The 22683-nt window shown below is 63.0% G+C and carries 16 protein-coding genes; 7 read left to right on the top strand and 9 right to left on the bottom strand.

The window, feature by feature from the left end:
• Positions 1-107: 107 nt before the first annotated feature.
• From J3P88_RS09870 to J3P88_RS09835, 8 genes are all read right to left on the bottom strand, one after another.
• Entirely contained in the window at positions 108-548 is a 441-nt protein-coding gene (locus tag J3P88_RS09870; protein ID WP_053123536.1) for a carboxymuconolactone decarboxylase family protein, read from the bottom strand.
• 290 nt (positions 549-838) lie between these two features.
• Positions 839-2281, bottom strand: coding sequence for a mechanosensitive ion channel family protein (locus tag J3P88_RS09865; protein ID WP_186708697.1), 1443 nt, complete (start codon positions 2279-2281; stop codon positions 839-841).
• Between the two features lie 185 nt (positions 2282-2466).
• Positions 2467-3333, bottom strand: a complete 867-nt coding sequence (locus tag J3P88_RS09860) for a pirin family protein (protein WP_434574941.1) — start codon at positions 3331-3333, stop codon at positions 2467-2469.
• A 256-nt stretch (positions 3334-3589) separates the two neighbouring features.
• Complete coding sequence (locus J3P88_RS09855; protein ID WP_225917599.1) at positions 3590-4204, bottom strand: response regulator transcription factor; 615 nt, start codon at positions 4202-4204, stop codon at positions 3590-3592.
• 114 nt (positions 4205-4318) lie between these two features.
• Positions 4319-4753 carry a response regulator gene (locus tag J3P88_RS09850; RefSeq protein ID WP_434574939.1) on the bottom strand — a complete coding sequence of 145 codons (435 nt, stop codon included), beginning with the start codon at positions 4751-4753 and terminating at the stop codon, positions 4319-4321.
• A 280-nt stretch (positions 4754-5033) separates the two neighbouring features.
• Positions 5034-8252, bottom strand: coding sequence for an ATP-binding protein (locus tag J3P88_RS09845; RefSeq protein WP_434574937.1), 3219 nt, complete (start codon positions 8250-8252; stop codon positions 5034-5036).
• Between the two features lie 336 nt (positions 8253-8588).
• Positions 8589-9923 (bottom strand): lysine N(6)-hydroxylase/L-ornithine N(5)-oxygenase family protein, encoded by a 1335-nt coding sequence (locus J3P88_RS09840; protein ID WP_434574935.1) that lies wholly within the window; start codon positions 9921-9923, stop codon positions 8589-8591.
• Between the two features lie 146 nt (positions 9924-10069).
• Complete coding sequence (locus J3P88_RS09835) at positions 10070-10552, bottom strand: sigma-70 family RNA polymerase sigma factor (RefSeq protein ID WP_186708687.1); 483 nt, start codon at positions 10550-10552, stop codon at positions 10070-10072.
• Between the two features lie 460 nt (positions 10553-11012).
• On the opposite strand from J3P88_RS09835, the gene J3P88_RS09830 reads away from it, so the two are divergent.
• The 4 genes from J3P88_RS09830 to J3P88_RS09815 all read left to right on the top strand — a co-directional run bounded on the left by J3P88_RS09830 (position 11013) and on the right by J3P88_RS09815 (position 16433).
• Positions 11013-12161: an efflux RND transporter periplasmic adaptor subunit gene (locus J3P88_RS09830; RefSeq protein WP_434574933.1), complete on the top strand. Its 1149-nt coding sequence runs from the start codon at positions 11013-11015 to the stop codon at positions 12159-12161.
• Positions 12162-14132 carry a MacB family efflux pump subunit gene (locus J3P88_RS09825; protein WP_434574932.1) on the top strand — a complete coding sequence of 657 codons (1971 nt, stop codon included), beginning with the start codon at positions 12162-12164 and terminating at the stop codon, positions 14130-14132.
• A 10-nt stretch (positions 14133-14142) separates the two neighbouring features.
• On the top strand, positions 14143-15537 hold the full coding sequence (locus J3P88_RS09820; protein ID WP_434574931.1) for an efflux transporter outer membrane subunit: 1395 nt from the start codon (positions 14143-14145) through the stop codon (positions 15535-15537).
• A 569-nt stretch (positions 15538-16106) separates the two neighbouring features.
• Entirely contained in the window at positions 16107-16433 is a 327-nt protein-coding gene (locus J3P88_RS09815; RefSeq protein ID WP_186708679.1) for a DUF6124 family protein, read from the top strand.
• A gap of 205 nt (positions 16434-16638) precedes the next feature.
• On the opposite strand, the gene pvdP is transcribed toward J3P88_RS09815, so the two are convergent.
• A complete protein-coding gene (gene pvdP / locus J3P88_RS09810) occupies positions 16639-18255 on the bottom strand; it encodes a pyoverdine maturation tyrosinase PvdP (RefSeq protein WP_434574929.1) in 1617 nt (538 codons plus the stop codon).
• A 336-nt stretch (positions 18256-18591) separates the two neighbouring features.
• Between pvdP and pvdM the strand changes: the two genes are divergently transcribed.
• From pvdM to pvdO, 3 genes are read left to right on the top strand one after another with little or no spacing between them, the layout of a single operon-like run.
• On the top strand, positions 18592-19962 hold the full coding sequence (gene pvdM, locus J3P88_RS09805; RefSeq protein ID WP_434574928.1) for a pyoverdine-tailoring dipeptidase-like protein PvdM: 1371 nt from the start codon (positions 18592-18594) through the stop codon (positions 19960-19962).
• A complete protein-coding gene (pvdN, locus tag J3P88_RS09800) occupies positions 19959-21239 on the top strand; it encodes a pyoverdine-tailoring periplasmic protein PvdN (RefSeq protein ID WP_434574927.1) in 1281 nt (426 codons plus the stop codon). Before pvdM ends, pvdN begins: the two co-directional genes overlap by 4 nt.
• A gap of 23 nt (positions 21240-21262) precedes the next feature.
• On the top strand, positions 21263-22138 hold the full coding sequence (gene pvdO / locus J3P88_RS09795) for a dihydropyoverdine dehydrogenase (RefSeq protein WP_434574925.1): 876 nt from the start codon (positions 21263-21265) through the stop codon (positions 22136-22138).
• Positions 22139-22683 lie beyond the last annotated feature (545 nt).

The raw sequence follows: 22683 nt of genomic DNA, 5'->3' as shown, positions 1-22683 counted from the left end.
AGCCTGCTCGCGATGGCGGTGTGTCAGTCAATGGTGCATGAACTGTCAGACCGCTATCGCGAGCAGGCTCGCTCCCACAGGGCTCATCCTTTCTGGATCGAGGCGTCTCAGGCCTCAGGCATCTTGCGAAAGCCCACCGCCAAGCGGTTCCAACCATTGATGGCGTTGATCGCTACGGTCAGGTCGACCATTTCCTTGGGGCTGAAATGTTCGCTCAGCAAGGCATAGTCGGCGTCCGGCGCGTGGGTGTCGCTCAGGCGCGTCAGGGCTTCGGTCCAGGCCAGCGCGGCGCGCTCGCGGCCGGTGAAGAATGGCGCTTCACGCCAGGCGGTCACGGCGTACAGGCGACGTTCGGTCTCGCCGTCCTTGCGGGCATCGGCGGTGTGCATGTCGATGCAGAAGGCGCAGCCGTTGATCTGTGAGGAACGCAGCTTGACCAGCTCCAGCAGGGACTTCTCCAGGCCCAGGTTCGAGGCGGCATTTTCCAGGGCCAGCATGGCTTTGAAAGCGTCGGGGGAAGCGGTGTAGAAATCGATGCGCGGTTGCATGGTGAACTCCAGGACAGCAATTGGGTATAGCGCTACGTTAGCGGTGCAGGGGCGCGGTACAAATAGCCAATTGTTGGGAAGTTCGGGTGGCCAATGAAGGCCGAGGCTCAACCTGGAAATGGACGCAAGCCTTTGTGGCGAGGGAGCTTGCTCCCGCTCGGCTGCGAAGCAGTCGTAACCCAGCCGACACGGTCCGACAGGGAAACGGTGTCAGGTCATTTGGGGCGGCTGCGCCACCCAGCGGGAGCAAGCTCCCTCGCCACAGGGGGCCGTGAGCGTTCGAGAGTGCTTCAGGCCCGGCTACGCAACCATTGCAAAAAGCGCTTCTTGGCGATCGGCTTGGGGGCTTCGCGGGTCAGGTTCTGGGCCAGGTGCATGCGCACGTCCAGCAGGTTTTTCATCGCGTCGTTGATGTCGCGGCGGGCTTCGAGGCACGGCTTGAGGTAGCTGTTCTCGATGCGGTAAAGAGTGCAGAAGGTCTTGGCGTTAAAATTAGCCAGCGCCGCCTGCTCGGCGACGATCCCGGCTTCGCCGATCACCTCCCCTGGCCCCATGCGCCCGCCCTCGAGTGGCTGGCCGTTGCGCATGAGGGTCACGCTGACCACCCCGGATTCAATGATGAACAGATGATCGCTGACCTCTCCCGCCGCCAGGATCACATCGCCGGCGCGGAAGCTTTGTAATGTCATGTTCTGGCTGAAAACATCTTTTTCGTCCGGGCGTAGCGTCGAAAAAATGCTCGAGCTTTCCAGCAGCGCCCGAGGGCGCGACACGCCGATGGAGGCCGTGCTTTCGCTGGTGGACAACAGACTCACGCCCGACGCTTGCAAATGCCGGAACGCCAGGTCGAATAGTTGATTGCGCACCTCCCGCTTCTGCCCCATCGACGCCACGAATCCGCTGATCTCGTATTCCGCCCCGCCGCTACCGGTGCTTTTGAGCGTGACACAGGGCGCCGGAGTGGCAAGCAGCGCACGACAACCGATCATTGCCCGCTCCAACGCGTCGATCACCTTTTGCGGACGCGCATGGGGGCTGACCTGGAGACTGATGGCCAAGCCATGCATGTCGCTGGGTCGGCTGAAGTTGACGATCTTGGCTTTCGCCGCCAGCGAGTTGGGGATCACCGCCATGCTGCCTTGGGAGGTTTGCAATCGCGTGGCACGCCAGTCGATGTCGGTGACCCGGCCTTCGGTGCCATCGATGGAAATCCAATCATCGACCTGGTAGGGCTTGGTGGTATTGAGCACGATGCCGGAAAACACGTCGCTGAGTGTGCTCTGCAAGGCCAGGCCAACGATGATCGCCATTGCGCCGGACGTCGCCAGCACGCCCTTGACCGGCAGATCCAGCACATAGGCAAGTGCCGCGATGACGGCGATGAGGAAAATCACCGCGCCGAGCAAATCCTGCAACAAGCGCCCGGTGTGGCCGACCCGTTGCATCAACGCCGCCACGATCAGCACGGTCAGGGTTCGCGCGGCGAACAGCCACCAGGTGATCTGCAAACCGGTCGCCGCCAGGTGCCGAGGCACATCGTCGACCCACTGCGCCGGCACCATGGGGTTGAGGCCTTCGTTGAACAGCAGCACGCTGAACAGCGAAAAAATCACCAGCCTTGCACCGACTTTCCAATAGATCCGATCCGCACTGACCAAGTGCCACATCAACAAGTCGAACACCAGCAGTGCCAGGGCACAGAGCAACGGGTGCTCGGAGATCAGAAACAGCATCGGAACAGCTCCAGGAGGGCGATTGGCGAAGATTGGCACAGATTGAAGACGCTGTAGAGATCCCCCACAAGACTCCTGTGGGAGCGGGCTTGCTCGCGAAGGCGGTGTGTCAGCAGACATTTACTTCACTGACACACCGCCTTCGCGAGCAAGCCCGCTCCCACATTGGCCCTGCGTGGCTAGCGTCAGTCTTGCATCCGGCCAAAGCGTCCGGAATGGAAATCCTCGAAGGCCTGGTGGATTTCCTGTTCACTGTTCATCACGAACGGACCATGGCCGACGATGGGCTCGTCGATCGGCTCGCCACTGAGCAGTAGCACCACCGCGTCATTATTGGCTTGCAGGCTTAATTGGTCGCCGGCCCGGTCGAACAGGGCCATCTGTCCGGCCTCGATCCGTTCGCGGCCATTGGCCTGGACCGAGCCCCGCAGCAGCACCAGGGCGGTGTTGTGCCCTTCGTGCAGGTCAAGGGTGAGGTTCTTATCGGCATTCAAGCGAATGTCCCAGACGTCGATGGGCGTGAAGGTCCGTGCCGGGCCTTGATGCCCTTCGAAGCGCCCGGCGATCAGGCGCAGGCTGCCGGCGTTGTCCTTCAGGGCAATGTTCGGAATGTCGCCCTTGAGGATCGTTTGGTAGCCGGCCGGGGCCATTTTGTCCTTGGCGGGCAGGTTGACCCACAGCTGGACCATTTCCATGAAGCCGCCCTGCCGGGCGAAGGCTTCGGAGTGGAACTCTTCGTGGATGATGCCGGAAGCGGCAGTCATCCATTGCACGTCGCCGGGACCGATCTTGCCGCCGCTGCCGGTGGAATCACGGTGCTCCAGTTCGCCCTGGTAGACGATGGTCACGGTTTCGAACCCACGATGCGGGTGCTGGCCGACGCCACGCCGCTCGGTGGTGGGCGTGAATTCGGTGGGGGCGGCGTGGTCCAGCAGCAGGAACGGGCTGATGTGCTTGCCCAGGTTGTCGTAGGAAAACAGCGTGCGCACCTGGAAGCCATCGCCGACCCAATGGGGCCGCGGGCTGGTGTAGAGGCCGATGATGTTTTTCATGCCGTGTCTCCAAATCAGGTGTTGCAACTCGATGGAGATAGCTTAAAACCGACACCCTTGAAGCACTAGACGGCAAAAACCGACTATAGCGTTCTATCCAGAGAACGATTAAGCATCTGGAAAAACTACAATGTCCCCACAGTTCCCCTTGTGGGAGCGGGCTTGCTCGCGAATGCGGAGTGTCAGTGAAGTAAATGCTTGCTGACACACCGCATTCGCGAGCAAGCCCGCTCCCACAGGTTTCGGTGTCACTCATTCAAAGGTGATTGCGCTTGGCAAACTCCGATAGCCCCACCAGGGATTGCAAGCCGAGTTTTTCCAACAGGCGCGTCTTGTAGGTGCTGACGGTTTTCGGGCTCAAGAACAGGCTTTCGGCGATGTCCTTGCCACGCATGCCCATGGCCAGCATGCGCAAGATGGACAGTTCTCGGGTGGAAAGGCTTTCCAGGGCCTGCTGTTCACTGCGTTGTTGGAAATCCAGCCGGACGGATGTCTGGGGAAAATAGGCATAACCGGACTTCAACGCCTGGATGGCCTTGGTCAGCTCCTTCAAGTCGCTTTTCTTGGTCACAAACCCCCGGGCCCCGGCCGAGATGCAGCGGTTGCAGAAGTGCTGAGCGTCCTGGGAGGTGAACACCAACACGCTGCATTCAGGAAACTGGGCCATGATCCAGACCAGCAGGTCGAGGCCATCGAAACCGTTCATCACCAGGTCCAGGATCACCAGGTCCGGCGCGCCCTCCTTGATGATGGCCCTGGCATCGGCCGCCCCGCTGGCGTCCCGGATGTGGGTGAATGCCTCATTCTGGCAAATGAGCCGCAGCGCCCCTCGTATGACAGGGTGGTCATCCACGATCAACACGTCTTTCAAGGCAACTCCCCAAAACAATACAAACGGCACCGGCGCCATGACCGCACCGGACTCTTGCACAAGTGCCTGGCCTTGCCACCTGTCAGACCTGACAGTGCGGACCGACGGTCGGGTTCAGTGTCCATGACCCTGCCTGAGGGCGCGCGCCCACGCCTGCAACGGCTCATGGACCTGAGGATCAACCCGCTCCATCAAACGCCGCAGCGAAGCCAGGTCCGGCAGTGGCGCCGGGCTCAGATGCAGGTTCGATCGACGCGCGACAGGCACCGGCGACTGACTGGCCGATTGCGCGTTGTAAAGCATCCCGTGGCGAACCTGTGGGTTATAGACAACAAAATCGTGCAAATCCAGCGCCTCGCCTGCCAACTGCGCGTTGACGACAATCAGGTCGAACGGCTCGCTGCCGTACTCCACCAGCGTCAGCAACTCTTGCAAATGGCTCACGGGGACAATCCGGAAGTAGCCTTGTTGATTGAACAGACGTTCCAGCACGATTCGATGGGTGTGTTGGGTATCGGCAATCAGGATACGAAGTGCTTTGTTCGGCATGGCAAGCTTTCCAATAGCAACGCGCCAGGTAGGCACCGGCTCAAGAACATTAAGGGCGCTCAGGCTAGAGGAAGCGTTTGAAGGGCGATGTAGGACTATTCCTAAAATGAAGCCAGACGAAGCCCTTGTGGCGAAGACATTTATCTTTTTGCTCGGATTCTGTAGGAGCTGGCGAAGCCTGCGATCTTTTGATCTTTCGCTTGGGACTCAAGTGTCAGGGGAAAGATCGCAGCCTCGTTGCACTCGTCAGCTCCTACGGCTCCTACAGTTCCTACAGCTCCTACTCAGTTTTTACCCCTTCCATGTAGGTTTTCAGTTGTTCGGCCAGGTGGTCGATGGCTTGGCGTAGGTTTTCCACGGCTTCGGTGAGCAGCGACACGTTGCCTTCTCGGCAAGCCTCTTCCAGCGCCTCGCAGGCAGCAATCAGGCGTTGCGCCTGGATGATCCGCGCCCCGCCCTTGATCCGGTGCGCCAGGTCCGCCAGGCCCGGCAAGTCTTGTCGGGTGGCCAAGTGCAGCAGTCGCACGAGATCTTCGGCATTGCTGCTGACCAGTTCTTCCAACAACGCCTTCATGGCGCTCGTGTCGCTGCCGGTCAGTTGTTCCAGGCCGGCCAAGTCGATGCCATCGCGGGGCCGGGGCGCCAGTGCATCCGGCGTGACCGAGGCCAGGCACGCATTGAGCTCCCTGAGGCCGATGGGCTTGAACAGGCAATCGTCCATCCCGGCTTCGGCGCAGCGCTGCTTTTCCTCAGGCTGGGCGTTGGCCGTGAACCCCAGGATCACCACGGGCGACAAATTGCGCTCGCGCTCTTCGTCGCGAATGGCCCGGGCCAGTTCGTAGCCGCTCATCAAGGGCATGTTGCAGTCGGTGATGACCACATCGAAATGTTCGCTGCGCCAAGCCTGCAGGCCGTCGATACCGTTCTGTGCCTCCTGGACACGATGACCCAGGTAGCCCAGTTGCTGAGACAGCAGCAAGCGGTTGGCCGGGTAGTCGTCGACCACCAGGATACTCAGCGCCCGGACCGCCGGCGGCGCCTCGTCCTGGCTGGGCGGCAGCGTCGACAGCGCGTCGAGCATGGGCAACTCCAGCAAGACTTCGACCTGCGTGCCCTCCCCTGGCACGCTGTGTAATGCCAGGGTGCCGCCCATCATTTCGCATAACGTGCGGCTGATGACCAACCCCAACCCGGAACCGCTGCGGGCCGACTGGGGGTGATGGCCGGCCTGGGTAAAGGGGCTGAACAGACGGCGCTGGTCCTCGGGGGAAATACCGCAACCGGTGTCCTCGACCCGCAGGCAAATGCCCAAGTGCTTGTGCTCAGGGTTCAACTCGCCGCGCACACTCAGGCGCACTTCGCCTTGGTCGGTGAACTTGATGGCGTTGCTCAGCAGGTTCGAGACGACCTGCTTGAAACGCAACGGATCGACCAACACGTCGCAATCGACCGTAGCATCCAGTACCCAGTGCAAACGCAAGTGTTTCTGCCAGGCCAGGCCCTCGAAGATCCGCGCCACCGACTCGATCAACCCGCGTAGATTGGCCCGTTGCGGCGCCAGCGACAGCTTGCCCGACTCGATTCGGGCGATGTCGAGGATGTCGCCGATCAAGTCCAGCATGCCATGGGCGGCGCCCGACGCGACTTCGATGGCGAAGCGGTCCACGACGCCCTGGTCGGCTTTTTTCAGGGCCAGCTCCAGCAGGCCGATCACCGCATTCATCGGCGTGCGGATCTCATGGCTCATGGTCGCCACGAAGGTGGTCTTGGCCCGATTGGCTTCGTCGGCGCTTTCCTTGGCCACGCGCAACTGTTCCAGCAGCCGCCGCAGATAAACGCCCCAGCCAAAGGCCACCAGCAACAGCAACGCAGCAACGGTAAACCCTCGCAGAATCGTGGTGCGGTTGCGCAGCCAATAACTGTTGTCGATCACCACTTCACTGCGCCAGCGGTTGGTCAGCTCGTCCATTTCCTCGGGCGAAATGCTCAACAGCGCCTTGTCCAGGATCGAATGAAGCGCCAAGGCGTCCCGGTTCGTCGCCAGGGCAACGTACGCGGGCAAGGTGCCCACGGTACTGGTGACTTGCAGGGTGTCGCGGTACTGGCGGGAGATCATGTAGCGGGCACTGATCAGCGGATTGATCGCCGCATCCGCCGTGCCGGCGGCGACCATGGCCATGGCGTCGGCCGCGTTCTGCGCCGCCACCAACTGCACCCGGGGGAACTGCTCCAGCAGGAATTCGCGCAGCACGTTGCCACGCACCAGCGCCAGGCGCTTGCCGGCCATCTGGTCCAGGGTCAGCGCCTTGGCCTTGAGCGGCACCACCAGCACGAACGGGTTCGCCAGGTAGGGTCGGGTAAAACGCAACTCATCTTCGAGTTCGGCGCTGGGGATGGCGGTGGCCAAGACGTCGGCCTTGCCGCTCTTGATCTGGCCGATCAAATCGTCAACCGAATCGCCCCGCTGCACATCGAATTTCAAACCGGTGCGCAAGCTGATCCGGGCCAGCACATCGGCGCCGATACCGCGCAAATGGTCTTGTTCATCGAAGAACGTCAGCGGCAGGAAGTTTTCGTTGACCGCCACCTTGATCCGCGGATGGGCGTCTAGCCAACGCTGTTCCTTGACGCTGAAATGCAAGGCCTGCTGCCTCGGCATGCTCGCCCCGCCAGCGCTCCAGCGCCGCAGGATGATCATGCGTTCGCTGGCAGGAATGGCTTGCAGCGCGGCGTTGACGATGCGCAGCATCCGCGCATTGTCGCGGCTGACCGCAAAGGCGAACGGCTGCACCTCCAGGCGCGAGAAATCGGCCAGTTGGACGTTGTTCAGGTAATTCTTGCTGATGAGGTAGTTGGAACTGATCGAGTCTCCCAGGTAGACGTCGGCCTGACCGAACGCCACGGCTCCGATGGCGCCCAAGGTCGAGGGGAACAATTGAAAGGCAGCGTCGGGATAAAACGCCTCGACCGTCTCCGGCGGCAAGTAGTGATAGAGCATCGCCACGCGCTTGCCGGCCAGGTCCGTGGGCAAATCCTGGCTGTCGTCGATGCGGGCCACGAGGGTGGGCAGGTCATCGGCATAGGCCTGGGACATCGCCAGGTCCGGATCGGCGGCTTCGAAGCCATTGGCGGTGCCGAGCAGGTCGATCTCACCGCCGCGCAGGGCCTGGAGCGATTCGGCACGGGACGGGTAGCGCTGGACCTGCACCTTGATGTGCAGGAGTTGCCCCAGCAATTGTGCGTAGTCCGCGGTCAGGCCTTCGTAGTCGCGGCCATTGCCGGTGATGCTGAAAGGCGCATAGTCCGGCGCCGAGGCGCCCAGCAGCAACGTGCCCTTCTGGCGCAACCAGCCCCAGTCGGCGGCGGCGAGGGACACCGAATAATCATCCACATGGGAGCGCCCGAGCACCTGCAACGACTCAGGCGCCGCGCCCACCTGTGGCGCCATACTCAATGAGCCCAGCAGCGCCACCAGGCCCGTGCGTAGAAGGAGCTTCATCTGTTCGAGGTGTTTCGCATGGCGTAGTCGGCCCGGAAACCACCGACTTCAGTCAGGGTGACCGGTTGGGGGTTCAGACTGCCAATACGAGGGAACAGCGAACCGTCGATGCGCCTGTCGAACAGACGCATGACATGAGTGTAGGAAGTTTCTGAAAAATTTCCTGCGAGTGACCCAGGTCGCCCCCTTCAGGGCCAAACCTATGACCTGTGGGAGCGGGCTTGCTCGCGAAGGCAGTGGGTCAGTGACATTGATGCCAACTGTCACACCGCCTTCGCGAGCAAGCCCGCCCCCACAGGGGGTTTTGCATTGATTGACACTTGGCGCAGGTCTGGCCTACACAGCGGCGAGCAACCGATCGCGCACCGGACGCGCCTGCCCACGATTGTTCCCATGTTCATACAGCGAGCCGGCAATTTCATCGGCACGCACCGGCAGGATCGATAACAGGGTGTCGCTCAGGCCATGGCTGGCCTGGCAGAAGCCCTGCATGTAGATCGCCGCCTTGCAGCGCTCGTCGGTGATCAGCTTGTAGTTGCGATCCACCTCGAAATTCCCCAGGTACTGCGCCAGCGGCTCCAGCAGGGTGCGGTGCATCTGCCGCTCGTAACCGGTGGCCAAGACCACGGTGTCATAACGGCGCACCGTCAGCTCGCCCGTGGCGTTGTTGCGCACCGCCAGTTCCACGCCCGCGTCGGTGGCCGTGGCTTTCTCAATCGTGGTGAGGGTGCGGAACGCATGACGGGCGATGCCGGAGACTTTCTGGCGGTAAAAAATCCCGTAGATGCGTTCGATCAAATCGATGTCCACTACCGAATAGTTGGTGTTGTGGTACTCGTTGACCAACCGCTCGCGCTCGCTGTGGGGTTGCTGGAACACCAGGTCGGTGAATTCCGGAGAGAACACTTCGTTGACGAACGGGCTGTCATCCGCCGGTTTGAGGGCCGAGCCGCGCAGGATCATGTCGACCTGTACCGAAGGGAAGCTGTCGTTGAGGTCGATAAAGGCCTCCGCCGCGCTCTGCCCGCCGCCGATAATGGCGATGTTCATCGGCTGGCCCTTCCCGCACGGCTGGCTCGCCATGCGCTCCAGGTACTGGGAATGGTGGAACACCCGCGCATCATCCCTGAACGCCTTGAACGCCTCGGGGATGCGCGCGGTACCGCCGGCACTGACCACCAGAGAGCGGGTGGTGCGGATCAACTCTTCACCCTGGGCATCGCGGGAAATCACTCGCAGCGCTTCGACCTGCTGGTTATGCAGCACCGGTTCGATGCGCAGCACTTCCTCGCCATAACGGCTCTGCTCGGTGAAGTGTCCGGCCACCCAGCGCAGGTAGTCATTGAACTCCATGCGGCACGGGTAGAAGGTGCCCAGGTTGATGAAATCCACCAGGCGGCCGTGGTGCTTGAGGTAATTGACGAACGAATACGGGCTGGTGGGGTTGCGCAGGGTCACCAGGTCCTTGAGGAAGGAAATCTGCAACTCGCTCTGGGTCACCAGGGTGTTGCCGTGCCAGCGGTAATCGGCCTGCTTGTCGAGGAACAACACGTCCAGTTCACCCTGGGCCGGCCCCCGCTCCTGCAGCGCGATGGCCAGCGCCAGGTTCGAAGGGCCGAAGCCAATGCCGATCAAGTCGTGAACGATGGGCGATGCAATTGCCTGTGTCATGTCCAGTGTCCTCTGGAAAAGCCCCTCAACAGGGCACGAAAAGCCTGGGGAACCTGACCGGCGCTCGAGGCGCCGGCAAGTCGTCTGTTGAGAGGAACGAGGACAATGAAAAAAAATTTACCGCAGGGTGACCGGTGACGATCGAATCAGGGCGCGTCCCACTGTCGCACGCGAACGCGGCAGTGCTTCATGGCGTTGACGATGTGTTTTTCCACCAGCGCCCGGGAAATGCCCAGGCGCTCGGCGATCTGCGGGTGGGACAGGCCTTCGAGCTTGCGCAGCAGGAAACTCTCGCGGCATAGCGGCGGCAGCTCGGCCAGGGCACGCTGCAGCATGTCCAGGCGCTGGCCATGGTCGAAGCTGATATGGGGCGATGGGGTGAAGAAGCGTTCTTCGCTGTCCAGCACATCCAGGGATTCGACCTGACGCAGGGTATTGCGCCGATGCCCGTCGATCACCAGGTTCAGCGCCGTACGGTAGAGAAACGCCCGCGGCTGTTCGATGGGCGTGTCGCTGGCACGCTCCAGCACCCGCACATAAGCGTCATGCACCACATCCTCGGCCGCCTGGCGGTTGCCTAGCCTGGCGTTCAGGAAACACACCAGCTCGCGATAGTAGTTTTCCAACATGACTCCCGTGCGCAATGACTGCGACAGCTATCCTTGTGCCACCCGGCATGCCTGAAAAGGGCATGGCACGATAGTGGCAGATTCAATCGCGTAATTTATAGTAATTCTCATATAGATTTAAAGGGTTGGTTTGTATCAAGGCTGATTCGTTTACTTCAACCGCCGCCAGGTATTGCTTTTGTGGCGAGGGAGCTTGCTCCCGCTGGCCTGCGCAGCAGGCCCAAGGCAGGTAACACCATTGAATCTGACATAACCGGGATTCAGGTTTTAGGGCCGCTTCGCGCCCCAGCGGGAGCAAGCTCCCTCGCCACAGGGGCTGTGGCGCTGCAATTGATTTTTTCCAACCTGCTACCAAGTGTTTCACACCAGTAAATTCCCGCCCGGAACGCTCGTTTACCAGAACAGCCTCCCATCCCTGCCCTTCCTCGGACGGGCCCGATATCACTGGCCGGAACCCTGCATGAAACGTCCCCGCCCTACCCGACGCGCCTGGCTTCTCACCTTCGCCCTGCTTCCGGCCGTGGCCTTCGCCGCGTGGCAAGCGGTCGCGCCAAGTCGTGAGCCCCTGGTCACTGCCCCCGTCACCCGGGGCGATATCGAAAACAGCGTCACTGCCCTGGGCACCTTGCAACCGCGGCGTTATGTCGACGTCGGCGCCCAGGCGTCCGGGCAGATCCAGAAGATTCATGTGGAAGCCGGCGACGAGGTCCATGAAGGCCAGTTGCTGGTGGAAATCGACCCGTCCACGCAAAAAGCCAAGCTCGACGCCGGGCGCTTTTCCATCGAGAACCTCAAAGCCCAGCTTCAGGAGCAACGCGCCCAGCACGACCTGGCGCAGCAGAAATTCCGTCGCCAGCAGCAACTCAAGGCCGGCGGCGCCACCCGCGAGGAAGACGTGCAGACCGCCCAGGCCGAAGTGCGCGCGACCCAGGCTCGCATCGACATGTTCCAGGCCCAGATCCGCCAGGCCCAGGCCAGCCTGCGCAGCGACGAGGCCGAGTTGGGCTACACACGCATCTATGCGCCGATGAGCGGCACCGTGGTCGCCGTCGGCGCCCGGGAAGGCCAGACCCTCAACGCCCAGCAGCAGACGCCGTTGATCCTGCGCATCGCCCGGCTGTCGCCGATGACGGTCTGGGCCGAAGTGTCGGAAGCCGATATCGGCCACGTCAAGCCGGGCATGACCGCCTACTTCACCACCCTGGCCGGCGGCAACCGGCGCTGGAGCAGCACCGTGCGCCAGATCCTCCCGGTGCCGCCGCGCCCGCTGGAAGCCAGCCAGGGCGGCAGCCCCACCGGTGGCCGCAGCGGCAGCGAACGGGTGGTGCTCTACACCGTGTTGCTGGACGTGGACAACGCCGACCGCGCCTTGATGACCGACATGACCGCCCAGGTGTTTTTCGTTGCCGCCCAAGCCAAGGACGTGCTGACCGTGCCCATCGCTGCCCTGCAAGACGCCAATCAGGTGCAGGTGCTGGCCGACAATGGCGATGTCCAGCCGCGCACCGTTCGCACGGGCGTCAGCGATCGCCTGCGCACGCAGATTCTCGACGGCTTGAGCGAAGGCGACCGGGTGCTGATCGGCTCGGCCAGCGGCAGCGGAGGCTGAATGAATACGCCCCTGATCGAACTGCGGGACATTCGCAAGGCCTATGGCGGCGGCGACAGCCCTCGGGTGGAGGTGCTGCGCGGCATCGACTTGGCCATTCACGCCGGGGAGTTCCTGGCGATTGTCGGGGCGTCCGGCTCCGGCAAATCCACCTTGATGAACATCCTTGGCTGCCTCGACCGCCCCACCCGCGGCGAGTACCGTTTCGCGGGCGAAGACGTCGCCAACCTGGGCAGCGATGAATTGGCCTGGCTGCGGCGCGAAGCGTTCGGTTTCGTGTTCCAGGGCTATCACCTGATTCCCTCCGGCACCGCCCAGGAAAACGTCGAAATGCCGGCGATCTACGCCGGCACTTCCGCCGCTGAGCGCCACGCCCGGGCCAGCGCCCTGCTTGACCGCCTTGGCCTGGCCAGCCGCACCGGCAACCGTCCCCATCAACTCTCCGGCGGGCAGCAGCAACGGGTGTCGATTGCCCGGGCCTTGATGAACGGTGGCCACATCATCCTCGCCGACGAGCCCACCGGCGCCCTCGACAGCCAGAGCGGCATCGAGGTCATGGCCTTGCTCGACGAACTGGCGAGCCAGGGCCACGTGGTGATCCTGATAACCCACGACCGCGAAGTGGCGGCCCGGGCCAAGCGCATCATCGAGATCCGCGATGGGCTGATCATCAGTGACAGCGCCACCGCTTTGCCGCACGAGGTGCCAGCCAATCCAAAGGCGTTGCAGGCCGTGGACCTGCGCCAGCGCCTGAGTGCCGGCAGCGAACACAACGGTGCCTGGAAAGGCGAATTGGTGGACGCGGTGCAAGCGGCGTGGCGGGTGATGTGGATCAACCGCTTTCGCACCGCCCTGACCTTGCTCGGCATTGTCATCGGCGTGGCCTCGGTGGTGGTGATGCTGGCCGTGGGCGAAGGCAGCAAGCGCCAGGTCATGGCGCAGATGGGCGCCTTCGGTTCGAACATCATCTACCTCAACGGCAGCGCGCCCTCGCCACGCGCCACCAAGGGCATCATCAGCGAATACGACCTGGCTGCTCTCGCCGCCCTGCCCGAGGTGCAGCGCATCATGCCGGTCAACGGCGCCGAAGCCAGCGTGCGTTTCGGCAACCTCGACCACACCAGCTACGTCGGCGGCAACGATACGAACTTCCCGATCATCTTCAATTGGCCAGTGGCCGAGGGCAGCTACTTTACCGATGCCGACGAACGCGGCGCCGCGGCGGTGGCGGTGATCGGCCACAAGGTCCGGGAGAAACTGCTCAAGGACGTCGCCGCCCCCATCGGCCGTTACATCCTGATCGAGAACATGCCATTCCAGGTAGTCGGCGTACTGGCGGAAAAAGGCGCCAGCTCCGGGGATTCGGACGCCGACAATCGCGTCGCCATCCCATACTCCGCCGCCAGTGTGCGGCTGTTCGGCAGCCGCCATCCCGAGTACGTGGTGATCGCCGCCCGGGATGCAAGCAAGGTCCAGGAGGCCGAGCAAGCCGTCTCCCGAACGCTGTTGCGCCTGCATGAAGGCAAGCAGGATTTCGAACTGACCAACAACGCCGCGATGATCCAGGCCGAGGCCCGTACCCAGGGCACGCTGTCGCTGATGCTCGGCGCTATCGCGGCTATTTCGCTGTTGGTGGGCGGCATCGGCGTGATGAACATCATGCTCATGACCGTGCGCGAACGCACTCGCGAGATCGGTATCCGCATGGCCACCGGCGCCCGCCAACGGGACATCCTGCGCCAATTCCTCACCGAAGCGGTGATGCTCTCGGTGGTCGGCGGGCTCGCCGGTATCGGCCTGGCCCTGCTGGTGGGTGGCGCCCTGTTGCTGGGCAAGATCGCCGTGGCCTTCGAATGGCTGGCGGTGTTCGGCGCCTTTGGCTGCGCCCTGGTCACCGGCGTTGTCTTCGGCTTCATGCCTGCCCGCAAGGCCGCCCGCCTCGACCCGGTGGCGGCCCTCACCAGTGAATGAACCCCACTTTATGAAAGCGCACCTGACCCTCCTGGCCGCCAGCCTGTTGCTGGCGGCCTGCGCCACTCCATTGTCGACGCCCGACAGCGGCATTCAACCGCCACAGGCCTGGCAGAGCCTCGATACACCCAGCGCCCAAGCGGTAAACCTGCAATGGTGGACGCACTTCGGCAGCCCGCAATTGAATCGCTTGATCGAGCAGGCGCGCCTGGACAGCCACGACCTGGCCGCCGCCATGGCCAGGGTGCGCCAGGCCGAGGCCAGCGCCGTGATCGCCGGCGCGCCATTGCTGCCAGCGGTCACGGCGGGGCTCAACGGCAATCGCCAGGAGTTGATGCGCGGCAAGGGCTATAGCCAACTGGATGTGGATCGAGACAACCGGACCATCGATTACTACGACGCCAACCTCAGCGCCACCTATGAGCTGGACTTCTGGGGTGGCAAACGGGCGGCCCGGGACAGTGCATTAAAGACGTTGTCGGCCAGCCAGTTCGACCGCGCGACCGTTGAGTTGACCCTGCTCAGCGGCGTCGCCAACAGCTACACCCAGGCGTTTTCCCTGCGCGAGCAACAGCGCATTGCCGAACAAAACCTGGACAACGCCCAGCGTGTACTCGATCTGGTGCAGACCCGCTACGACGCCGGCAGCGCCACGGCCCTGGAACTGTCCCAGCAAAAAAGCCTGGTGGCGGCCCAGCAACGCCGCGTGCCGCAAGTGCAACAACAAGCCCGCGAAGCGTTGATCACCCTGGCGACGCTGCTGGGGCAACCGGTGCAGTCGGTCAGGCTCGACGACGACAGTTTCGACCACCTGTACTGGCCCGCCATTGACGCCGGCGTGCCCAGCGAACTGCTGCGCCGTCGCCCCGACATCGCCGCCGCCGAAGCCCGCCTCGCCGCCGCCCAGGCCGACATCACCGTGGCCCGAGCCGCCATGCTGCCCACCATGACCCTGGGCCTGAGCCTCGCCACCGGCGCCGACATTGCCGATCAGTTGCTGCGCAACAACGTCTACAACCTCACCGCTGGCCTGGCCGCGCCGATCTTCAACAACGGCCGCCTGAAGGCCGAACGGGACAAAGCCAGCGCCCGCCAAGAGGAACTGCTGGAGCTCTACCGCGCCGCCATCATCAACGGCTTCGCCGACGTCGAAAAAGCCCTGAACGGCATCCACGGCCTGGACCGCCAACGGCAATGGCAAAGCGAGGAACTGCACCAGGCCCAGACCGCCTTCGATATCGCCCAACGCCGCTACCAGGCCGGCGCCGAAGATTTGCTCACGGTACTGGAAACCCAACGCACGCTGTACGCCGCCCAGGACATGAACGTGCAACTGCGATTGGCGCGGGTGCAGGCGAGCGTGGCGTTGTACAGAGCGTTGGGTGGGGGTTGGCGGGTGATGTAGGCCTCAAACCCACCTTCGAAGCCAAGTAATACAGGGTGGCCAGGGTTATTTCTGTGGCGAGGGAGCTTGCTCCCGCTGGGCTGCGCAGCAGCCCCAATGGCCAGCACCTCGGTGGGTCAGGTGTTTTGAGGGGACTGGTTTGGGGGCTGCTTCGCAGCCCAGCGGGAGCAAGCTCCCTCGCCACAGATAACTCTCCACTTCTCATAAACTGTGTTCGACTTGGGCTCTGTTTATCGGGCCATGTAGGACTCCCGAGCGAGGCTACGTTGCCTTGCGTGATTGCCTACAACTACGCCAGAATCCGCCGGCTTGTGCGCTTGGCTCGTGGCTTTTACTGTTTCCGGGTCGCTGATGTCAGCGATCGGGTTTGGTAGCCCGCGAGTCAACTAGGCGCAAGCGCCACCTTCTACAGATGCTCTCTCGTGTCTGTGTCATGGTGGCCGTGCGCAGGGCGTCTTCGGGCGCGCCGGGTTCCTAGTGCTCCGGTCTACCAACCCGCGTACGGCCGCCACCCAATCGTTTGGTAGCGATGGTTCCGGCTCCTGAAAATGAATACTAGGAGTTACACCATGTTCAAGATCACCCCCAATCCCCCCGCAGACGATTCCAAGAAACTCGACGAAGCCGCTGACCGCGCCCTCGCCTACTACCTCGACCCCAAACCTGAAACACCCAAGCCACCACCGGGCCAGTTGTTCACCGTTGCAGAGAGTGCGGACCTGGAATGCCTGCTGGCCAACCTCAGCGAAACCCTCGCCTCGGTCAATGCCATGGCCAACGAGCTGGCCTTTGATCTAGAAGGCGCACGGCGAAGTTTTGCCCTGGGCATCCAGCAGATGGTCGAGCTGAGTGAGCTGCTGGCGAACCGTGCCCTGGACATCGCCGCGCCGCGCTGACACCTCTTCAGAGCCAAGCAACACCTGTGGCGAGGGAGCTTGCTCCCGCTGGGCTGCGCAGCAGCCCCAATGGCTAGCACCTCGGTGGGTCAGGTGTTTTTGAGGGGGCTGGTTTTGGGGCTGCTTCGCAACCCAGCGGGAGCAAGCTCCCTCGCCACAAAAGCGATCATTCGCACAACCCAGGTTCGATCAGTCCAAGTTGGGGTTAAACCGGTTTGGATTTGAGATTGCGCGCATACCAAGGCCGCTGCGGCACGCGGCGGAACAGTTCAGAGAGCTTTTTGTCATCGCTGCCGAAGGTGATGCGCAGGGCCAGCTTCATGGTTTCCGGGTCCATCTCCACCGAACGTCCAACCTGCAGCCCCGGCGTGGTGCTGCAACCGTGGGTGTCCGGGCCGAGCCAGGGGTCGGCGATTTCGACCCAGCGGCCCGGGGCGAACCAGGGCACGCCGTTGACGTCGAGTCGGCTCACTTCCCCCGGATGAAAACGTTCGTGGGCACGGAACCAGTCTTCGAGGCGGTCGTCGATCCAGCCATGGAAGGCCCAGAACACTGGGCTTACGTGGGAGGAAAACGGATCACCGAGAAAGTCGTTTTCCGGGGCGTACCAGCGCGCGGCGAAGTCGTCCGGGTCGCGGGCGAACGGCACCGGGTGGCCGTTGGAAGGGTCACGCGGCACCGAGGCCCAGCGCATGTGCAGCCAGTCGTGCAGGCCCAATTCCACTTCCGAGCCAAACTGGCCCAAGGTCAATTTCGACAGGTAGCGCGGGTCGCGGTAGCGCGATTCCCAGACCTGGAAATTGCTGTGGTAGGTCTCGGCGGTCTTGATGTCGCTGACCCACTGGGCGTACTGCTCGTCGCCATCGGCCAACCAGGTCGGCGGCAAGGCCGTACCATCGTGGTTATCGAGGTAGCGGGCAAACCCAAGGCGATCGCGTTCCAGCTCCGGTTGCGGCAAGGGAAAGCGCGGCCACGACGGCAGCGGCTGGAACGAACGGGCCGTGCCGAGCATGTGCCGGTGCATGAAAAAGAAATCCACGCCGGAGCCGTTGCGATCCTTGCGCGGGCCACGGGCATCACGCTCCTGGTCCCGCGGGCCGGGCTGCCAGCCGATGCCGCGCAGGGCATTGCGCTTGTCCTCGTCCAGGGTGTGCCATTTGTCCCGAGAGGCGTGCCAGAGCTGGTGGAACAGCCGATGCTCGGGCGACACCAGCCAGGCCAGCAGCGCCGGGCTCAGCGGCGTGCGTTCCCGGGCCTCGGGGAAGCGTTGCTTGATGGCGATGAAATGATTGTCCTGTTCAGGCAGCGCCAGGGGACGGTCCAGGCGCAACACGCGACCGCTGAGGGTGGCGCTGCCGGCATTGCCGAAACCGGCCCAGACTTCGTCCAGGATCATGATGAATTCATAGTCCGGCGCGTCGTGCTGAGCCCCTGTCAGCCGCCAGCTCAGTTGCTTCGGGTCGGTGCCGGCCAGGTCGCCCAGCACCCGATAACGCGGCTCATCGGTAGCGCGCAAGCGTTCGGCGCTGTCGAGGTAGCCCACCAGGCCACGGCCCCTTTGGCCGATATCGAGCAATAGTTGCAAATCGGCCTGCGGCAAACCTTCGAGACCGGCGTCACGGCCGGTGAAACGGATCGTCCAGATGCCCCGCAACGTATCGGCCCGGCGCTGGCCCGCCACGTCGGCCACGTCGAACGAGGCCTCGCCGGGGGTGATGGTCGGGTCCGGACGGGTCAGTTCGCGATGCCCGTAATACACCGCAGGCACGGCGGCACCGGTCAGCGCCAGGCCTGCCATGAACCATCGTCGAGAAATCGTCATTGCCTTACCTGTGTTCGCCCTGGGGTGGGCTTTATCCAAGCTAGAACGTTGGGTGGGCTGACAAATTTATAGGCAGCTGTGAGGGCCTCATCGCGAGCAGGCTCGCTCCCACAATGGATCTGAGTACATCCGCAAGAGATGGGTGGGTTTCAAGGCCACTATCGCGAGCAAGCTTTGCTCCCACAGGTGAGCGCATTGCAATTCCACTGTGGGAGCAAAGCTTGCTCGCGATGGCCGCCCCGAGAGCGCCTAAATTTCCCGCCCGATCACTCGTTCTCCCCAGATAGCAAAGGCCCCGCGCCTGTCCTTCCAAGGCGAACCTGACTGAGATCGGCAATGACAACACCTCGTTCGAAAAAGGCTCTTTTCATCGGCCTGCCCCTGGCCCTGGCGTTGGCCGTCGGTGCTGGCGTCGCGGCTTGGGACCACTGGTGGCGGGATAACCCCGGCTACCCGGTCAAAGTCATGAACGAAGCCAGGGAGCTGCACGAACGCCTGCTGTCCTTCGACAGCCACATCACCGTGCCGCTGGATTTCGGCACCGCCGGCAACGAAGCCGACAAGGACGGCAGCGGCCAGTTCGACCTGGTGAAAGCCAACCGCGGGCAGCTGTCCGGTGCGGCGTTGACGGTGTTCGGCTGGCCCGAGCTGTGGAACGGGCCCAACGCGCCGCACAAGCCCACCGCCGGCTTCGTCGAGGAAGCGCGCAACCAACAGGAAGTGCGCTACAAAATCATCACCGGCCTGGTCCGGGACTTTCCCAACCAGGTCGCCATCGCCTACACCCCGGATGATTTCCGCCGCCTGCACGGCGAAGGCAAATTCGCGATCTTCATCAGCATGCTCAACGCCTATCCCCTCGGCCACGACCTGAGCTTGCTGGACCTGTGGACGGCGCGGGGCATGCGCATGTTCGGCTTCAGCTACATCGGTAACAACGACTGGGCCGACTCCTCCCGTCCGCTGCCGTTCTTCAACGACTCGCCCGACGCCCTCGGCGGCCTGTCGGACATCGGCAAGCAGGCGGTGACGCGCTTGAACGACCTCGGCGTGATCATCGACGTGTCGCAGATGTCGACCCAAGCCCTGGAGCAAGTCGCGCAACTGAGCCGCACCCCACTGGTGGCGTCCCATTCGGCGCCACGGGCGATGGTCGACATTCCGCGTAACCTCAGCGACAAGGAAATGCAACTGATCAAGGCCAGCGGCGGCGTGGTGCAGATCGTCGGTTTCTCCCAATACCTGCGCCCACTGACGCAAAAGACCCAGGACAAACTCAACGCCTTGCGCGAACGCTTCGACTTGCCGCCACTGCCCAACCTGGCAATGGCGCTGATGCCCGGCGACCCGATCATCGCCGCGTGGCCGGAACAAAAGTTCGGCGAATATGCCGGCCAGCTCTACGGCATCCTCGAAGAGGAACCCAAGGCCAGCCTCAAGGACCTGGGGGACGCCATCGACTACACCGTACGCAAGATCGGCATCGACCACGTCGGCATCAGCTCGGACTTCAACGAAGGCGGCGGTGTGGAGGGCTGGGAGAACGTCGGCGACATTCGCAACGTCACCGCCGAACTGCTGACCCGCGGTTACTCGGAAGCCGACATCGCCAAACTGTGGGGCGGCAATTTCCTGCGGGTCTGGGATCAGGTCCAGAAAGCCGCCCGCCCCGCCATCGCCTCGACCCAGAAGGCGGCCCAGCCATGAACGAGCGTCGCACCTTCCTGAAGCACGCCGGGATTCTCGCCGCCGGCCTGCCCCTCGCCGCCAGCCTGCCCGCCACAGCCAACGCCGCTCCCCTGCCACCGCTGCCCAAGGACAAATGGGCGCAACTGCGCTCGCTGTTCAACCAGGATCCGGACTACCTGCACTTCTCCAACTTCCTGGTCACCACCCACCCGAGCCCGGTGCGCGAGGCCATCGAAAAACACCGCGCGGCCCTGGATAACAACCCCGGGCTGTTGATGGATTGGGACCTGGGCGTCACCGAAGAACGCGAGGAAAACGTCCGCACCTGGGCCGGCCGCTACCTGCAGGCGAATCCTGCGCAGATCGCCCTCACCGGCAGCACCACCGAAGGCCTGTCGATGATCTACGGCGGTGTCCAGGTGGCGGCCGACCAGGAAATCCTCACCACCGTCCACGAACACTACGCGACCCACACCATTCTCGACCTGCGCACCCAACGGACGGGCACACGGGTGCGCAAGATCAAGCTGTTCGACAACGCCCACGACGCCAGCCACGAACAGATCCTCACGGCCATCGACCGCAACATCCGTCCCGAAACCCGCGTGCTGGGCATGACCTGGGTGCACTCGGGCAGCGGCGTGAAGCTGCCGATCGACAAGATCGGCGCCCTGGTGGACAAGCACAACCAAGGCCGCAGCGATGAGCAGCGGATCATTTATGTAGTGGACGGCGTGCACGGTTTCGGCGTCGAGGACCTGAGTTTCCCCGCCATGAATTGCGATTTTTTCATCGCCGGCACCCACAAGTGGATGTTCGGCCCGCGCGGTACGGGCCTGGTGTGCAGCCGCAGCGAAGAGCTCAAGTACGTCACGCCGATCATTCCAACGTTCTCTGAAGCCACGGCGTTTTCCACCACCATGACCCCGGGCGGTTATCACGCTTTCGAGCATCGCTGGGCGGCGGATGAAGCGTTCAAGTTGCACCTGCAACTGGGCAAGGCCGAAGTGCAGGCGCGCATCCATGCCCTCAACAGTTACTTGAAAAAACAGCTGGTGGCACAGCCGCAGATCGAACTGGTCACCCCGCTGAACCCAGATCTGTCCGCCGGTTTCACCTTCTTCCGGGTCAAGGGCCGCGACAGCGACGAGGTCGCCGCTTACCTGATGAAAAACCACGTGATCGCCGACGCCGTGCATCGCGATGCGGGGCCGGTGGTCCGCACCGCGCCGGGGCTGCTCAACACCGAAGCCGAGATCGATCGCTTCATGGGCTTGCTGGGCAAGACACTCTGAACCTGACTTATCGAGAGAGATGGATGAACAGTTTTTCGTTGACGTTATTCCCGGTACTGGCCCTCGCCGCCCTGCTGCCCTCCGGCGCCCAGGCGTCTCAAGCGGGCCAGGTCTTTCGTGATTGCAAGGACTGTCCGGAAATGGTCGTGCTGCCCACCGGCACCTTCCAGATGGGCACCCCGGAAGACGAAGTAGGCCGCGAGCCCGACGAAGGCCCGATGCACCCGGTGACGTTCGCCAAACCGCTGGCGATCAGTCGCTTCCAAGTGCTCAAGGGTGAATGGGTCGCCTACCTGCGCGACACCGGCTACACGATGCCCGACGGCGACGAGCGCCCCGGCCGGGCCTGCAAGGCCGGCATCCCGGACTACCAGGGCAGCGACCCGCGCAAGCAGTACACCGACCGGCACCCGGCGGTGTGCATGGACTTCGCCGAGGCCAATGCCTACGTGGCCTGGTTGTCGAAAAAGACCGGCAAGCAATACCGGCTGGTCAGCGAATCCCTGCGCGAGTATGCGGCACGCGGCGGCAGCACCGGGCCGTTCCCCTTCCCGTTCGACGAGGGCAAGGACTACAGCATCGCCCAGCATGCCAACACCTACGGCGCCGCCGACGGCTACAACTTCACCGCCCCGGCCGGCAGCTTCGCACCCAACGCCTTCGGCGTGTATGACATGCACGGCAACATCTACGAATGGACCGCCGATTGCTACAACGAAAACTACGTGGGCGCCCCGAGCGACGGCAGCGCCTGGCTGACCGGCAAATGCGAATTCAAACGCATCCGCGGCAACGACTGGGGCGAGGCGCCGGTGTTCTCCCGCTCCGGCAATCGCAATGCGCTGGTGCCGGGCGACCGCGGCGACTGGATCGGTTTTCGGGTAGCGCGGGATATGTAGGCGCCCCCTGTGGGAGCAAGCTTGATCGCGATAAGGCCAGCACGTCCAACCTCTTCATTGATTGTGACGCCGCCTTCGCGAGCAGGCTCGCTCCCACATTGGATCTTCTGCAGCCACAATATCCGCGCGCACCCGGAGTCCTTCTGTGGGAGCAAAGCTTGCTCGCGATGAGGCCGGCACATCCAACCTCTTCATTGATTGTGACGCCGCCTTCGCGAGCAGGCTCGCTCCCACATTGGATCTTCAGCAGTTACAATATCCGCGCGCACCCGGAGTCCTTCTGTGGGAGCAAAGCTTGCTCGCGATGAGACCGGCACATCCAACCTTTTCATTGATTGTGACGCCGCCTTCGCGAGCAGGCTCGCTCCCACATTGGATCTTCAGCAGCCACAATATCCGCGTGCACCCGGAGTCCTTCTGTGGGAGCAAAGCTTGCTCGCGATGAGACCGGCACATCCAACCTTTTCATTGATTGTGACGCCGCCTTCGCGAGCAGGCTCGCTCCCACATTGGATCTTCAGCAGCCACAATATCCGCGTGCACCC

The sequence above is a fragment of the Pseudomonas sp. Z3-6 genome, from assembly GCF_051131985.1.
GTDB classification, from domain to species: domain Bacteria; phylum Pseudomonadota; class Gammaproteobacteria; order Pseudomonadales; family Pseudomonadaceae; genus Aquipseudomonas; species Aquipseudomonas zanjanensis.
Note: the sequence above shows the minus strand (reverse complement) of the source record. Positions and strands in the feature narration are given on the sequence as shown.